The following is a 16,275-nucleotide window of genomic DNA, read 5'->3' as shown; positions in this document are numbered from 1 at the left end:
GCCGCGGCCCCCTCTTCTCGTTGCCGTCGCCGAGTCGATCAGTCCGGGATCGCGACCCGCACGGGGTTCGGGACCTTCGGCGACTCGTCGTTCGGGCCCGGGTCGGGCTGGCTGCCGTCGCCGATGCGGCCGCCGCCGTTGAAGCCCCAGCAGTAGGCCTGGTCGTCGGACATCGCGCACGAGGTGCTGGTGCCGGTGACCACGGCGGTCACCTTGCCGAGGCCTCGGACCTCGGTCGGGGTGCTGATGACGTCCGAGGCGGCGTTGTTGCCGGCCTGCGCGAGGCGGTCGTTGCCCCAGCAGTAGGCCTTGTCGTCGGCCGTGGCGCACATCGTGTTGATGTCGGTGCTGACCGTCGTCGCGCCGCCGGGCAGGCCGTCGATCTTCTTCGGCGAGAGCTGCGGGGTCACGTCGCTGGAGTCGCCGGCGAACGTGGCGCCCCAGCAGTAGACGTCACCGTCGGACACGGCGCAGACCTGATTGAAGCGCACCTTGTCGGCGCTACCCGAACCGACCGAGACCGAGGTGACCTTGCCGAGGCCCTCGACCTTGGCGGGGACCGGGTTGCGATCGGTGTTGCCGTTGCCGAGCTGGCCGTTGTAGTTGTCGCCCCAGCAGAACAGTTCCTGCTGCTTGGTCACCGCGCAGGTGTTACCGCTGCGGACCGACAGGGACGTGACGTCGGCGACGCCGGTGACCTTGGTCGGCATCTCGATCTCCGAGCCGGAGTCGGAGCCGCCCTCGCCGCGGGAGTTCCAGCCCCAGCACCAGACGTCGCCGTCGGAGACCGCGCAGGTGGTGTACTTGTCGGTGCTGATCGCGGTCACCTTGCCGAGGCCGTTGACCTTGAGCGGGACCGAGGAACTGCTGCTCGAGTTGTTGCCGAGGACGCCGAACAGGCCCGAACCCCAGCAGTAGGCGTCGTTCTCGGCCACCGCGCACGTGGTGACCTCGGGCTCGTCGCCCTCGTTGTAGCCGCCGAGGGCCACCGCGGTGACGTCCTTGAGCGTGCTGATGGCGGCCGGGGTGATCCGGTCGTTCTCCGAGCCGTCGCCGAGCTGGCCTTCGCTGTTGCCGCCCCAGCAGTAGAGGGCCGACTTTTCGATGGCGCACAGGGTACCCAGATACGACGCGAGGGTGGCCTGCGACGACGCGGTCGCTACCACCGGTGCCGGATCGGACTTGGGCCACCACAGCGGTGATGTGGCCGCCACCGCGATGATCGCGACCGCGAGCACGCCGAGCCCCACGAACAGACCCTTCTTGCTCTTCTTCGGCGGCACGCCGCCGGGCTGGCCGGGCATACCGGCCATCGGCGCCCAGCCGGGCGCACCGACGGGCTGGCCGGGCTGGCTCGGCGGGTACATCGGCATGGTGCCGTCCGGCAGGGTGCCGGGCTGCGGGTAACCGGGGACCGACGGCTGGGAACCGTACCCCGGCTGCGCTCCGAAGCCGGGCTGGGAACCGAAGCCGGGCTGGGAACCGAAACCGGGGTGGGAACCGGGCACCGACGGATGCGAGGTGTGGCCGCCCGGCAGCGGGATCGGGGCGACGGTGGTCGACGTGCCGGCCTGCGTGTGAGCGAGCGCGCGCTGCAGGTCGGCGGCGAACGACCGGCAGTCGGGATAGCGGTTGGCCGGGTTCTTGTCCATCGCGCGCTGAAGGACCGGCGCGAGGGGTGCGAGGTCCGGGCGGACCTGGGCGATCGACGGCACGGGCTGCTGCAGGTGCGCCATCATGATCGACGCCGAGGTGTCGCCGTGGAACGGCGACGTGCCGGCCAGCATGGTGTAGGTGGTGCAGGCCAGCGAGTACTGGTCCGACCGTGCGTCGGCGGCATGGCCGGAGATGATCTCCGGCGCGGTGTAGGCCATCGTGCCGACCACCGAGTTCGCCGCGGTGAGCTGCGGGGAGTCGGAGAGGCGGGCGATACCGAAGTCGAGGACCACGGCGCGGCGGAGCGTGCCGTCGTCCTCGCGGGTGATCACGATGTTGGCCGGCTTGATGTCGCGGTGGACCACCTGGCGGGCGTGCGCGTAGTCCAGTGCGTCGGACACCTGACTCACCACGGTGATCACATCGGCGGCGGAGAGTCGTTCGGATGCGAGGTCCGGGCCGTCGAGGTAGCTCATGGTGAACCACGGGGCTTCGTTCTCGACGCCGTAGGCGTACACCGTGATGATGCTCGGGTGGTCCAGCGCGGCGGCGGTGCGCGCCTCATTGGTGAAGCGCTGCTGGAAGTCGGGGTTCGACGACCCGCCGACCGAAATCACTTTCATGGCCTCGCGGCGCATGAGGTGCGGATTCTCCACGATGTACACGTCGCCCATGGCCCCCGAGCCGAGTTGGGCGACGACGCGGTATCCCGCAATCTGTTGTCCTGGTGCGACCGGCACAATACCTCCCTATATGGCGCTCAAGAAGAGCGCTGCGGTCGAACCCCGCAGACCACGGGGTTGCAGCTGGATTGCCTCAACTTACCTTTCACTTAGGAACAGTTCGAGGGCTGGGGCGGCTGGTTGCCGGATTCGTCGCCATCCCGTGACGCCGATCCCGGGTCCGCGGTGGCTCAGCTGACCCAGATGTAGCCGCTGGCCGGCTTCTGGACCGGGCCGCCGGATCGGAAGGCGATCAGCGCCAGGCCGGAGCCGATCCAGATCTCCTTCTGGAGCAGGACCTTGCCGGGCTTCTTGGTGCCGCTGATCGTGGAGTGCTGCTGCTTGCCCAGGGGTGCGGCGCCGTTCAGCCAGTCGACGGTGACACGCCCTTGCAGTTGTTCCTGGTGAATCCTCGACTGCGGACCAGTGGTTTGTCTCCGCGCGCTGATGCGTCACTGGCCGTCGGCGGGCCATCCGGGCTGAGATCGGACCATGTCGTTCGACAATGGAGGCGCGCCTGTGGGAAGGCGATCACACCGCTTCCTGAGCGGGTCTGTCGGTAGGATCCAGTCGAGGCCGTGCCATCCGCCGAAGACGTTGAGGCTCGGCATGGCACGCGGGCCCTGCTGGTCGGCCGGTGGCGCTGTACCGTCGCGCCGATAGGTGAAGATCTCGAGCGCCGGCGCAGCGACGCCTTTCGGCAGGCGGATCGCCGCGTGAACACAGAGTGCCAGCCCGCCCACGTCCGGACTCAACGATCTCCAGTTACCCCCAGTGTCATCTTTCTCGGCTGGGTCGGGTTCAGGGAAAGGTGCAGCCCACATGTAGCTGATGTGCGGCGCGACACGGCGTCGAGCGTCGCGTTGGTATCCGAGAGGTTGCCCATCGAAGTCGGTCAGTGGCAGCATCGGATCGTAAGCTTCTTGGAACCCTGGTGCTACTCCGTCCCAGCCCAGCCATTGGCTTCGATAGATGGATTCCCCGTATGCGCGGGCAAAGGTGCCGTCGGGGCTATTGAGGTCGAGGGCCGGTGTCGGGAGCCAGATTACCGGATAGTCGGCTGCAGACCGCGGTGGCGTTGAAGGGATCGCCGATCTGGTCGTACTGGGTTCGCCCTGGCAGCCACTGATCGGGAGAGCTGTAGCCAGCAGAACAACAAGGCCCCATCCCTGATTACGACGCAGCATCGCGCGAGTCATCGCCCACCCCCGTGCTCAAAACCCGTCGAGCGTAACACCGGGGCTCTGCATGCACGGTGATCCCATGCCTGTTGGCGTCGGCGAGTCCACTAGGATGGTTTCAGCGAGAACGCCCAGCGTGGCTGCTCTCGATCCTTCCTATCGACTAGTCCTGCGAGGAGCGCCCGATCCGTGGCTGACGAGAACATCCAGCTCGAGTTCCCGACCCCCGAGGCGCTGAGCGCCGCGGTCGCTGCCGCCGAGGCCGCGTTCGCCGGGGCCGTCGACCTGACCGAACTCGCCGCGGCGAAGACCGCCCACACCGGTGACCGCTCGCCCGTCGCTCTGGCCCGTCGCGCACTGGGCGCGCTGCCCAAGCAGGAGCGCTCGGCCGCGGGCAAGCTGGTCAACGAGGTGCGCACCGCCGTCGCCGCTGCCCTCGACGCCCGCACCGCGGTGCTCTCCGCCGAGCGGGACGCAGCGGTGCTCGTCGCCGAATCGATCGACGTGACGCTGGCTGCGCCGCGCCGTCGGGCCGGCGCCCGGCACCCGATCACGGTGATCGCCGACCAGGTGGCCGACGTCTTCGTCGCCATGGGTTGGGAGATCGCCGAGGGCCCCGAGGTGGAGACCGAGCACCACAACTTCGATGCGCTCAACTTCCTGCCCGACCACCCGGCTCGCTCGATGCAGGACACCTTCTACATCGCCCCGGAGGGCTCGCGGCAGGTGCTGCGCACCCACACCTCGCCGGTGCAGGTGCGGTCGATGCTTGATCGCGAAGTCCCGATCTACGTTGCCTGCCCGGGCCGGACCTTCCGGACCGACGAACTCGACGCCACCCACACGCCGGTCTTCCACCAGATCGAGGGCCTGGCCGTCGACAAGGGCCTGACCCTGGCGAACCTGCGCGGCACCCTGGAGACCTTCGCCAAGGCGCTGTTCGGTCCGGAGACCACCACGCGGATGCGAGCGAGCTACTTCCCGTTCACCGAGCCGTCCGCCGAAGTGGACGTCTGGTTCCCGGGCCGCAAGGGCGGCGCTGGCTGGGTGGAGTGGGGCGGCTGCGGCATGGTGAACCCGAACGTGTTGCGCGCCAGCGGCATAGACCCCGACGTGTACACCGGCTTCGCCTTCGGCATGGGCCTGGAACGCACCCTGCAGTTCCGCAACGACCTCCCGGACATGCGCGACATGGTGGAGGGCGACGTGCGCTTCACCCTGCCGTTCGGCGCCGCACTGTAATTCGCGGCCTCACCCCCGATCTCCCTCACGCAATCCGCACCGACGCGAAAGAAGTTCCCCGTGCGCCTCTCCCAGTCCTGGCTGACCGAAGCACTGCAGGCCGGAGCCCCCGGTTGGTCGGCGTCGACCGATGACATCGACGCAGCCTTCGTGCGCGTCGGCTTCGAAATCGAGGACGTCGAGCCCTTCCCGACGATCACCGGTCCGCTGGTGGTGGGCCGGGTCGCGAACATCGAGGAACTCACCGAGTTCAAGAAGCCGATCCGCTTCTGCCTCGTGGAGGTCGGCAACGACTCACCGCAGGAGATCGTCTGCGGCGCACGGAATTTCAACGTCGGCGACCTCGTGGTGGTCGCCCTTCCGGGTGCTGTGCTGCCCGGCGGTTTCGAGATCGGCGCGCGGAAGACCTACGGCAAGATGTCGGCCGGCATGATCTGCTCGGTCTCCGAGCTCGGTATCGGCACTGATCACTCCGGCATCCTGGTGCTGGCGCCCGGCACCGCCGAGCCCGGCACCAGCGCCGACGAGGTGCTCGGACTGGACGACGTGGCGATCGACGTCAACGTCACCCCGGATCGCGGCTACGCCTTCTCCATGCGCGGCCTGGCCCGCGAACTGGCCAGCGCCTTCGCGGTGCCCTACGTCGATCCCGGTCTGCCCGGCGCGCCGCTGGCCGGCGAGGCAGGGGAACCGTGGCCGGTGGCACTCGACGACGACAGTGACGCCCGCCGGTACACCGCCCGCGTGATCGAGGGTGTCGACGCGACCGCGATCTCGCCGTGGTGGATGGCCAAGCGCCTGATGGTCGCCGGGATCCGGCCGATCTCCGGCATCGTCGACGTGACCAACTACGTGATGACCGAACTCGGTCAGCCGCTGCACGCCTTCGACGCCGACAAGCTGGTCGGAACCATCCGCGTGCGCTCGGCGCGCGCGGGCGAGAAGCTGGAGACGCTCGACGGCGTGGTCCGGACCCTCGACCCCGAGGACGTGGTGATCGCCGACGATTCCGGTCCGATCGCCCTGGCCGGCGTGATGGGTGGCGCGGCCACCGAGGTCACGGCCACCACCACCCGGGTGCTGCTGGAGTCGGCCGACTTCGATCAGGTCCGCGTCTTCCGCACCGGCAAGCGCCACAAACTCAGCTCGGAGGCCGCCAAGCGCTTCGAGCGGCGTGTGGATCCGGAGATCACCCCGGTGGCCTCCGATCGCGCGGCCGCCCTGATCACCGAGATCGCCGGCGGACGCATCGTCGGCGCACTGTCGGACGTGCGTGTCGACCCGACGCCCACCGCCGCGATCGTGATCGCCGCGGATCTGCCCGACACCGTCGCCGGACTGGCCTACCCGGCGGGCACCACCGCCGCACGACTGCGCGAGGTCGGCTGCCAGGTGACCGGCGACGAAGCCGCCGCCGAGGGTGTCGTGCCGACGCTCGCCGTGGTCCCGCCGTCGTGGCGCCCCGACCTGACCCAGCCCGCCGACCTGGTCGAAGAAGTGCTGCGACTGGAAGGCCTCGAAGGCATTCCCGCGGTCCTGCCGAGCGCACCCGGCGGCACCGGCCTCACCCCGCGCCAGCGTCGTCGTCGCGGTGTCGGCATCGCGCTGGCCACCCACGGCTTCGTCGAGGTGCTGCCGTACCCGTTCCTGCCCACCGGCGTCTTCGACGTGTGGGGGCTGGCCGACGACGATCCCCGTCGCGCCACCGTCAAGGTGCTCAATCCGCTGGAGACCGATCGTCCGGAACTGAACACCACGCTGCTCCCGGGGCTGCTGGAGATGACCGCGCGCAACCTCGCGCGCGGCAACCGCGACCTCGCGCTGTTCGCCGTCGGCCAGGTGGTCCTCGGCGGTGAGCAGGGACCGGTGGTGCCTGCGCTCGACGTGACCCGTCGCCCGTCCGACGACGAGCTGGCCGCGCTGGATGCCTCGCTGCCACAGCAGCCGGTCCACGTGGCCGGCGTGCTGACCGGCCAGCGCGACCCCGCCGGACCGTGGGGTCCGGGTCGGGTCGCCGACGCCTACGACGCCTTCGAGGCCGCCCGCATCATCGCCGCTGCTTCCGGGGTGGAACTGTCGCTGGTCGCCGATCAGGAACTGCCGTGGCATCCGGGCCGCTGTGCGCGCCTGGAAGTGGACGGACAGACCGTCGGCTACGCCGGCGAACTGCACCCGGCGATCCTCGAGCGGGCCGGGCTGCCCGCGCGCCTGTGCGCGCTGGAGCTCGACCTCGACGCGCTGCCGCTGACCGAAGTCCTGCCGTCGCCGCAGGTCTCGCACTACCCCGCGGTGCTGCAGGACGTGAACGTGGTGGTGGCCGACGACGTGCCCGCCCAGCAGGTCCAGGATGCGTTGCGGGCCGGTGCCGGCGAACTGCTGGAATCGATCGCGCTGTTCGACGTCTTCGCCGGTGAACAGGTCGGGGAGGGCCACAAGTCGTTGACCTTCGCGCTGACCTTCCGCGCGGGCGATCGCACCCTCACCGAAGAGGACGCCAACGTCGCGAAGCTGGCGGCGGTGGAGCATGCGGGCGCCGTAGTCGGCGCGCGACTGCGCTGACGACGTAGAGGGGGCTAAGACTCGTGGTCTGGATCGCTGCTGTCGTCGCGCTGCTCCTGGTGGTGGCGATCACCTACTGGCTGCACCGTCGGCTGGTGGTGGCGACCGGACTGCGTCGCGGCCCGGCCATCGTGGCCGACGGCGTGCTCATCGCAGGCATGATCCTCGGCGTGGTCGCCTTCCTGATCGGTGCCGGACAGATCGATCCGACGTGGGCGCGCGTGTTCGGGTTCGTCGGTTACACCTGGTGGGCCGTCGTCTTCTACCTGATGCTCGGGGTGCTGCTGATCGGCGTCGCAGCGCTGGTGGTCCGCCTGTCCACGCGGATTCGCGGGGCTGATCGGCCGAGCGGTCCGCAGCGCTGGCTGCAGGTGGCGACGGCCGTCATGGTGGTGGGTGCGCTGGGGATCGTGGGCTACGGCCTGATCGAGGCCGATCGTGTTCGGGTGACCGAGGAGACGGTCACCATCACCAAGCTCCCGGAGCCGCTCAACGGACTGCGGGTCGCTCTCATCACCGACCTGCACGTCGGGCCGGCGCGCGGCGCGGGCTTCACCCGCCGGGTGGTGGAGGAGGTCAACGCGACACACCCCGACGTGGTGATTCTGGGCGGTGACCTGGCCGACGGCCGAGTGGCACAGGTGGGGCGGGACCTGGAACCGCTGCGCGACCTGAAGGCCCCGATGGGCGTGTACGGCGTCAGCGGCAACCACGAGTACCTCGGTGAGGACGACGGCGGGAACTGGCTCGACTTCTGGGAGACCCTGGGGGTGGTCCCGCTCCGCAACGAGCGCGTCGAACTGCGCCGCGACGGCGCGGTGATCGACCTGGCCGGTGTGTACGACCGCACCGCACCCGACCCGTATCGGCCGGACCCGGATGCCGCGCTCGCCGGCCGCGACGAGAGCCGCGTCCTGATCTACGTCGCCCACCAGCCGCTGCAGGCCGAGGACGTGCGCGATCGCGGCATCGATCTGCAGCTGTCCGGACACACGCACGACGGCCAGCTCTGGCCCTTCAGCTATGCGGTAGCGCTGCAGCAGCCGGTGGTCTCCGGTTTCGGGCAGGTCGGCGACGTCACCGTCTTCACCTCGCGCGGCGCCGGCGCCTGGGGGCCGCCGGTCCGGGTCGGCGCACCGCCGCAGATCGTGGTCCTGACTCTGCGCCGTTGAAACTGCGCCGCTGAACTCGCGCGGCTGACCCTGCGTCAGAACGGCGGTGGGTCGTCGGCCGCGGCTTGGTCGCGACGACGACGGAGTCGGGCCCGCTCCGCGCGCCGCCAGGCGTGCTTGTACGCGGTGGCGGCGCGTAGGCCGCCGCCGAGAGGCGGCGCGGGAGCGGACTCCGGTGATACGTGTGACTCAGGCGGCGCGTGGGGCTGATGCAGGCACTTCACGCCCTCGAGTTGCGGGAACAGCCATTGGCCCGGCGCCGGTGCCTCCACGGTGATGCCGTGCGGCGTGGTGATCGCGGTCCAGATCGAGCCGTCGTCGTCGATCCACAGATCGTCGACGAAGCCGGCCGCCGGATCGGCGGCCCCGACGCTCGTTTTCTGCACATGGTGGAACTTGCACTTGGTGGCGATATTGCAGAGGCAGGTGGGACCGCCGGAGGCAGGGCAGACCTGGTTGTACTCCTCGACGTGGTCGAGTTCGCAGCTCCAGGCCGGGCGCACGCACCCGGGAACGGTGCAGGTGGGGAAGAGGCCGCGCACCAGTGTGTCGAGCGCGGCGGTGGGCCGATAGGGTTCGGCCGGCTGCGCAGTGCGCTCGATGAGGATCGGCGATTCGGCGAGGTCCTCGGGTGCGCCGAACTGATCCAGATCCAGGTCGCGGACGCACGCGTCGGCACGGCGGGCCATCTCGCGGACGTGGTCGGCCCCGATCACGCCGTGTCCGTCCAGATAGCCCGGCTCATCGTCGGCCCCGTCGAGGGTCGACTTCTGGCAGACGGCGTGGATCACGACGCGCGCCTGGCGCTCGGAGAGCGCGTCCTCGTCGAGGTGCGCGGTGCAGGTGGACTTGTCGGGGCAGCCGCATTCGAAGGGGAGACGACGCAGCCGCGCGGTGGCCGCCGCCGAGCGTCGGACGCCCAGCGGACGCGGATCGGCGGGGCACACGCTCTCGGCCAGTGCGTTGACCGCCGCCCATGCCAGCCGGGCCTCCTCGGCGTCGGCGGTGATGGTGAGGCCGCCGAGGCCGTCTTCGTAGTCGCGCGCGGTGACGTTCCGGCGCGCCTTCGCCTTCTCCCGGCGGCGGCGCACCGCGTCCGGGTCGTGGCGGGCCACGACCCGATCGGCGATGCCGGTGGCGACCTTCTCCGAGACCTGCCCGGCGGATCGCAGCGCTGCGGCTAGGTCGGCGTCGACCGCGGCACGCGTGTCGGCGTCGAGGACGATCGCGGTCCGGGCGACGGCGATGGCGAACATCTCCGGGGTGATCAGCGCGTCGCGCAGCAGCTCGCCCACGCGTGGCACCGACTCGGACACCGCGACTGACTGGTCGACCAGGTTCCGCGCTTGTCGCTGCCGTACCCCGAAGATCACCTGGATCTCGGTGACGGCCACCGCGTAGGCGTCCACCGGGTCGTAGTCGGCGCCGTCGTCGATCACGGCGTCGTGAAGATGGGCCAGCGCGATGTCGAGGAACTGGCCGATGCCGCGGAGCTGCTCCCAGTGCAGGAACGACTGCCCGCGCCGCGCGTTGGAGGCGTACACCAGCCAATCGCGGCACTGGTTCCGATCGGTGTCGTCGGCGTCCGGTTCGATCATGCCGACGGCGGCCATGTCGGCCTTGGTCCACGGGGAGGTGCGGTCGATCTGAACCATGACGCCCGCCCCTCTCGATCTTCGATCGTACGTTCTATAGTCCAGACTACGTGCACAATTCGATGTGCGCAAGTGTTCGAACAGAGTTTTTCCAGGGACCTGAATCGCCTGGCGGGGAGGTATTTTCGCGCCCGGATACCCGTTGTCCGCGGGGGCGTCCGCCCCGGTAATGAATGAATTTGCACCGTAGTGCATAATGATCACATGACACTACGGATTGCAGTGGCCGGCGCCAGCGGTTACGCGGGAGGCGAGATCCTTCGCCTTCTCTGCGGGCACCCGCGCCTGGCGGCAGGTGAGCTCGAGATCGGTGCGCTGACGGCGGGCGGCAACGCGGGCACGCGTCTGGGCGAACATCATCCGCATCTGCTGCCGCTGGCCGACCGTGTCCTCGCTGAGACTACGCCCGAAGTGCTCGCCGGGCACGACGTCGTGTTCCTCGGCCTGCCGCACGGGCAGTCCGCGCAGATCGCCAATGCGCTGCCGCCCACCATCCTGATCATCGACTGCGGCGCCGACTTCCGGCTGCGCGATGCCTCCGAGTGGACCCGCTACTACGGCGGCGACCACGCGGGCACCTGGCCGTACGGCATGCCCGAGCTGCTCGACAATCGGGCCGAACTGGCCGGTGCGAACCGCATTGCGGTGCCCGGCTGCTATCCGACCGTCTCGATCCTGTCCATCGCCCCGGCCCTCGCCGCGGGCCTGGTGGCGCCGACCGTGAACGTGGTGGCGGTGTCCGGCACCTCCGGCGCCGGACGGGCGCCGAAGGCCGATCTCCTCGCCTCCGAGGTGCTGGGTTCGGCCCGCGCCTACGGCGTCGGCGGTGCGCACCGGCACACCCCGGAGATCATCCAGGCGCTCTCCGCGGTGGCCGAGACCGACGTGGACGTCTCGTTCACCCCGGTGCTGGTGCCGATGTCGCGGGGCATCCTGGCCACCGTCAGTGCGCCGACCACGGCGTCGATCGACGAGATCCGGGCCGCGTACGCGAAGGCCTACGACGACGAGCCGTTCATCTACGTGCTCGGTGACGGTCGGTTCCCGGAGACCGGCTCGGTCGTCGGCAGCAATGCGATTCAAATCGGCCTGGCCGTGGACGAGCGTGCCGGTCGACTGATCGCCGTCGGCGCGGTGGACAATCTGACCAAGGGCACCGGCGGTGCCGCCGTGCAGTCGATGAACCTGGCCGTGGGCTGGGGCGAAACCGAAGGCCTGACGACAGTGGGAGTGGCGCCGTGAGCGTGCAGGACGAACATCTGGAGCAGTTGATCGGCGCGCGGATGGTGCGTCGGCAGGGCGTCACCGCCCCGCTCGGTTTCCGCGCCGCCGGCGTGACCGCGGGCCTCAAGCCGTCGGGCAAGTCCGATCTGGCGCTGGTCTTCAACGAGGGCCCCGACCTGGGCGCCGCGGCCGTCTTCACCAAGAACCAGGTGAAGGCCGCGCCGGTGCTGTGGACCGCCGAGATCATCAAGTCGCAACGGGTGCGCGCGGTGATCCTCAACTCGGGCGGCGCCAACGCATGCACCGGACCGGGCGGTTTCCAGGACACCCACGCCACCGCCGAGGCGGTCGCGCAGACCCTGTCCAACTGGGGCACCGAGACCGGCGCCATCGAGGTGGCGGTGTGCTCCACCGGGATCATCGGCGAGCGGCTGCCGATGGACAAGCTGCTGCCGGGCGTCACCGAGATCGTCCACGAGATGGCCGGTGGACTGGAAGGCGGTACCGACGCCGCGTGGGCCATCATGACTACCGACACGGTGCCCAAGCAGGTCGCGCTGCACCATCCGGGCGGATGGAACGTCGGCGGCATGGCCAAGGGCGCGGGCATGATGGCGCCGTCGCTGGCCACCATGCTGGTGGTGCTGACCACCGACGCCAAGGTCGCCCCGGACATGCTCGACACCGCGCTGCGTCGTGCCACGGCGCTGACCTTCGACCGCCTGGACATCGACGGATCGACGTCGACCAACGACACCGTGCTGCTGCTGGCCTCCGGCGCCAGCCAGATCGAGGTGACCCAGGAGGCGCTCGACGCCGCGATCTTCGCCGTCTGCGACGACCTCGCGACCCAGCTGCAGGGCGACGCGGAAGGCGTCACCAAGCGCTGCACGATCACCGTGACCGGCGCGCGGACCGAGGACGAGGCCCTGACCGTGGCCCGCACCATCGGCCGCGACTCGCTGGTCAAGACCGCGCTGTTCGGCTCCGACCCCAACTGGGGCCGCGTCCTCGCCGCCATCGGCATCGCGCCGGTGGTGATCGATCCGAACACCATCACCGTCTCGTTCAACGGGTCGGCGGTCTGCGTCGACGGCACCGGCGTGGCCGGCGCCCGCGACGTCGACCTGTCCGGCGACCGCATCGACGTGGTGGCCGATCTGGGTCTCGGCGACGCCGAGGCCACCATTCGCACCACCGACCTGTCCCACGCCTACGTCGAAGAGAACTCGGCCTACACCACATGAGCACTGCAACCCCTGACGGCATCCCACCCCTCGACGGCATTCCGCCCCTCGATAAGGCGGCGATCCTCGCCGAGTCGCTGCCCGCGCTGCAAGCGCTGCACGGCCGACGTGTCGTGGTGAAGTACGGCGGCAACGCCATGATCGACGACGAGCTGAAGGCGGCCTTCGCCGCCGACATGGTGCTGCTGCGCGCCTGCGGGATCCATCCCGTGGTGGTGCACGGCGGCGGCCCGCAGATCTCGGCCATGCTGACCCGCCTGGGGCTGGACGGCGAGTTCCGCGGCGGCTTCCGCGTCACCACCCCCGAGGTGATGGAAGTGGCGCGCATGGTGCTGTTCGGTCAGGTGGGGCGCGAACTGGTCGGCCTGATCAACAGCTACGGCCCGTACGCCGTCGGTCTGACCGGCGAGGACGCCAAACTGCTCACCGCGGCCCGGCGCACGGTCCTGGTCGACGGCGAGCAGCTCGACATCGGCCTCGTCGGCGACATCGCCGCAGTCAACACCTCGGCCGTCGACGACCTGATCGCCGCCGGCCGAATCCCGGTGATCTCCACGCTCGCGCCCGACGTCGACGGCGTGGTGCACAACATCAACGCCGACACCGCCGCCGGTGCCGTCGCCGACGCGCTGGGCGCCGAGCACCTCGTGATGCTGACCGACGTGGAAGGCCTGTACACCGACTGGCCGGACCGGTCGTCGCTGGTCAGCGAGATCGACGCCGACGCAGTCGCCGAACTCCTGCCGCGCCTGGACGCCGGCATGATCCCGAAGATGGAGGCGTGCCTGCGCGCCGTCCGCGGCGGCGTCCGCGCCGCGCACGTGATCGACGGCCGCCGCCCGCACGCCGTGCTGGCCGCGCTGCTCACCGCCTCCACCCCGGGCACCACCGTCGTCGCCCGTCCCGCCACTCCCGTCGAAAGGCCCCCGTCATGACCGCCCCGCTGCAAGAACGCTGGTCCGCCTCGTTCATGAACAACTACGGCATCCCGCCGGTGGCGTTGGTGCGCGGCGAGGGCGCCGTGGTGGTCGACGCCGACGGCAAGGAGTACCTCGACCTGCTCGGCGGCATCGCCGTCAACGCGCTGGGTCACGCCAACCCCGAGCTGGTGCGGGCGGTGGCCGAGCAGTTGCAGACGCTGGGCCACGTCTCCAATCTGTACATCTCGCCGACCGTCGTCGCCCTCGCCGAGAAGCTGCTCGACGCCTTCGGCCAGCCCGGCCGGGTGTTCTTCTGCAACTCCGGCACCGAGGCCAACGAGGCCGCGTTCAAGCTCGCGCGGCTCACCGGCCGCCCGCAGATCATCGCGGCCGACGGCGGCTTCCACGGCCGCACCATGGGCGCGCTGGCGATGACCGGCCAGCCCGGCAAGCGCGCGCCGTTCGAACCGATGCCGGCCGGCGTCGACTTCGTGCCGTACGGCGACATCGATGCGCTCGCCGCCGCCGTCTCCGACCAGACCGCCGCGGTGATCCTGGAACCGATCCAGGGGGAGCGCGGCGTGGTGGTGCCCGGACCGGACTACCTGGCCGCGGCCCGGCGGATCACCGCCGAGCACGGCGCGCTGCTGATTCTGGACGAGGTGCAGACCGGCATCGGCCGCACCGGCGTCATGTTCGCCCACCAGCGCGCGGGCATCGTGCCCGACGTGATGACCCTGGCCAAGGGCCTCGGCGGCGGTCTGCCCATCGGCGCGGTGCTCGCGACAGGTCCCGCGGCCGACCTGTTCGGGCCCGGTCAGCACGGCACCACGTTCGGCGGCAACCCCGCGGCGGCCGCCGCGGCGCTCGCCGTCCTCGACTACATCGAGCAGCACGATCTGCTCACCCATGTCGACACCCTCGGCAAGGCGCTGGCCACCGACATCGAAGCGCTCGAGCACCCGCAGATCGCCGGGGTGCGGGGCGACGGTCTGCTGCTGGGCGTGGTGCTGCGCGCGCCGATCGCCGCCGGCGCGGAGGCCGGGGCCCGCGAGCAGGGTTTCCTGATCAACGCTCCGGCCGCCGACGTGCTGCGTCTGGCCCCGCCGCTGATTCTCACCCGGGAGCAGGCCGACGGTTTCGTCGCCGCGCTGCCCACCATCCTCGACACCGCGACCGCCGCAGCGGCCGCACAGGAGAACGCATGACCAGGCATTTCCTTCGGGACGACGATCTGACGCCCGCCGAGCAGGCGCAGGTGCTGGCTCTGGCAGCCGAGCTGAAGAAGGACCCGACCGGGCACAAGCCGCTGGCCGGGCCGCGGGCCATCGGCCTCATCTTCGACAAGAACTCCACGCGCACCCGCTTCTCCTTCGAGGTCGGCATCGCGCAGCTCGGCGGCCACGCCGTGGCCGTCGACGGCTCCACCACGCAGATGGGCCGCGACGAGACGCTGGCCGACACCGGGCGCGTGCTGTCCCGGTTCGTCGACGCCGTCGTGTGGCGCACCTTCGGGCAGGATCGGCTCGACGACCTCGCCGAGTTCGCGACCGTCCCGGTGGTGAACGCGCTGTCGGACAGCTTCCATCCGTGCCAGGTGCTGGCCGACCTGTTGACCATCACCGAGCACAAGGGCGCCCCGGCCGGGCTCACCATGACCTACCTCGGCGACACCGCCAACAACATGGCGCACTCGCTGGCATTGGGTGGCGTGATGGCCGGCATGCACGTGCGGCTGTCCGGGCCGGACGGCTTCGACCCGGACTCGCAGGTCCTGGCCGACGTGCAGCGCCAAGCCGCCGCGACCGGCGGCAGCATCGCCGTGATCGACGATCCGGTCGCGGCTGCCACCGGTGCCGACGTCCTGGTCACCGACACCTGGGTGTCGATGGGGCAGGAGGGCGACGGCCTCGATCGGGTGGGCCCGTTCCGTCCGTACCAGATCAACGCCGCGCTGCTCGGGCATGCCGCGGACGATGCGATCGTGCTGCACTGCCTGCCCGCCCACCGCGGCGAGGAGATCACCGATGAGGTGATCGACGGCCCGGCGAGCGTCGTCTTCGACGAAGCCGAGAACCGTCTGCACGCGCAGAAGGCCCTGCTGGCCTGGTTGCTGGAGCAGGCATGACCGAGCCCGAGTCCACCCGGCCGCGGCTGGCGGCGACGCGCGCCGGGCGGCTGGCTCGGATCAGCGAGCTCCTCACCCGGCTGCAGGTGGGGAGCCAGGTGGAACTGCGGCAACTGCTGGCCGACGAAGGCATCGACGTCACCCAGGCCACCCTGTCGCGGGACCTGGACGAGCTCGGCGCGGTCAAGCTGCGCGGCGCCGACGGCGGCACCGGCGTGTACCTGGTGCCCGAGGACGGGAGCCCGGTCCGCGGCGTCGCGGGCGGTACCGCGCGGCTGTCCCGTCTGCTCGGCGAGCTGCTGGTGTCGGTGGACTCGTCCGGCGACATGGCGGTGCTGCGCACCCCGCCGGGCGCGGCGCAGTATCTGGCCAGTGCCCTGGATCGGGCGAGCCTGCCGGAGATCGTCGGCACCATCGCCGGCGACGACACCGTCTTCGTCCTCGCCCGGGCGCCGCGCTCCGGCGCGGAAGTGGCGCACACCCTCGAACGGCTCGTCTGAGCAGCCCCAGAACCGAATACCGCACACCGAATATCCCAGACGTGAACCACACAACACACAGGAGTGAGC

The 16,275-nt window shown here is 70.3% G+C and carries 11 protein-coding genes; 9 read left to right on the top strand and 2 right to left on the bottom strand.

The genetic code is table 11. The annotated features are described in order from the left end of the window. Positions 1 to 38: 38 nt before the first annotated feature. The gene (locus MUG78_RS18360; protein ID WP_246996374.1) at positions 39 to 2,396 is read right to left on the bottom strand and encodes a protein kinase domain-containing protein; all 2,358 of its coding nucleotides are present in this window, start codon (positions 2,394 to 2,396) and stop codon (positions 39 to 41) included. A gap of 1,352 nt (positions 2,397 to 3,748) precedes the next feature. Between MUG78_RS18360 and pheS the strand changes: the two genes are divergently transcribed. Genes pheS through MUG78_RS15670 form a run of 3 tightly spaced genes read left to right on the top strand, consistent with a single transcriptional unit; the run spans position 3,749 to position 8,532 of the window. Next, positions 3,749 to 4,801, top strand: coding sequence for a phenylalanine--tRNA ligase subunit alpha (pheS, locus tag MUG78_RS15680; RefSeq protein WP_246996372.1), 1,053 nt, complete (start codon positions 3,749 to 3,751; stop codon positions 4,799 to 4,801). Between the two features lie 60 nt (positions 4,802 to 4,861). Continuing rightward, complete coding sequence (gene pheT / locus MUG78_RS15675) at positions 4,862 to 7,360, top strand: phenylalanine--tRNA ligase subunit beta (protein ID WP_246996370.1); 2,499 nt, start codon at positions 4,862 to 4,864, stop codon at positions 7,358 to 7,360. Between the two features lie 23 nt (positions 7,361 to 7,383). Continuing rightward, a complete protein-coding gene (locus MUG78_RS15670; RefSeq protein WP_246996368.1) occupies positions 7,384 to 8,532 on the top strand; it encodes a metallophosphoesterase in 1,149 nt (382 codons plus the stop codon). 35 nt (positions 8,533 to 8,567) lie between these two features. On the opposite strand, the gene MUG78_RS15665 is transcribed toward MUG78_RS15670, so the two are convergent. Then, positions 8,568 to 10,187, bottom strand: a complete 1,620-nt coding sequence (locus MUG78_RS15665; RefSeq protein ID WP_246996365.1) for a DUF222 domain-containing protein — start codon at positions 10,185 to 10,187, stop codon at positions 8,568 to 8,570. Positions 10,188 to 10,391: 204 nt separating this feature from the next. Here MUG78_RS15665 and argC point away from each other — a divergent pair, with 204 nt between their 5' ends. Genes argC through MUG78_RS15635 form a run of 6 tightly spaced genes read left to right on the top strand, consistent with a single transcriptional unit; the run spans position 10,392 to position 16,206 of the window. Further along, entirely contained in the window at positions 10,392 to 11,429 is a 1,038-nt protein-coding gene (gene argC, locus MUG78_RS15660; RefSeq protein ID WP_246996363.1) for an N-acetyl-gamma-glutamyl-phosphate reductase, read from the top strand. A gap of 41 nt (positions 11,430 to 11,470) precedes the next feature. After that, entirely contained in the window at positions 11,471 to 12,658 is a 1,188-nt protein-coding gene (gene argJ / locus MUG78_RS15655; protein WP_246997099.1) for a bifunctional glutamate N-acetyltransferase/amino-acid acetyltransferase ArgJ, read from the top strand. Next, complete coding sequence (gene argB, locus MUG78_RS15650; RefSeq protein WP_246996361.1) at positions 12,655 to 13,593, top strand: acetylglutamate kinase; 939 nt, start codon at positions 12,655 to 12,657, stop codon at positions 13,591 to 13,593. The genes argJ and argB overlap by 4 nt, the downstream gene beginning before the upstream one ends. Continuing rightward, complete coding sequence (locus MUG78_RS15645) at positions 13,590 to 14,786, top strand: acetylornithine transaminase (RefSeq protein WP_246996359.1); 1,197 nt, start codon at positions 13,590 to 13,592, stop codon at positions 14,784 to 14,786. Before argB ends, MUG78_RS15645 begins: the two co-directional genes overlap by 4 nt. Continuing rightward, positions 14,783 to 15,706, top strand: coding sequence for an ornithine carbamoyltransferase (argF, locus tag MUG78_RS15640; protein WP_246996357.1), 924 nt, complete (start codon positions 14,783 to 14,785; stop codon positions 15,704 to 15,706). Before MUG78_RS15645 ends, argF begins: the two co-directional genes overlap by 4 nt. Continuing rightward, on the top strand, positions 15,703 to 16,206 hold the full coding sequence (locus MUG78_RS15635) for an arginine repressor (RefSeq protein WP_246996355.1): 504 nt from the start codon (positions 15,703 to 15,705) through the stop codon (positions 16,204 to 16,206). Before argF ends, MUG78_RS15635 begins: the two co-directional genes overlap by 4 nt. Positions 16,207 to 16,275: the final 69 nt, after the last annotated feature.

It is taken from the genome of Gordonia alkaliphila, from assembly GCF_023017165.1.
Taxonomy (GTDB): domain Bacteria; phylum Actinomycetota; class Actinomycetes; order Mycobacteriales; family Mycobacteriaceae; genus Gordonia; species Gordonia alkaliphila.
Note: the sequence above shows the minus strand (reverse complement) of the source record. Positions and strands in the feature narration are given on the sequence as shown.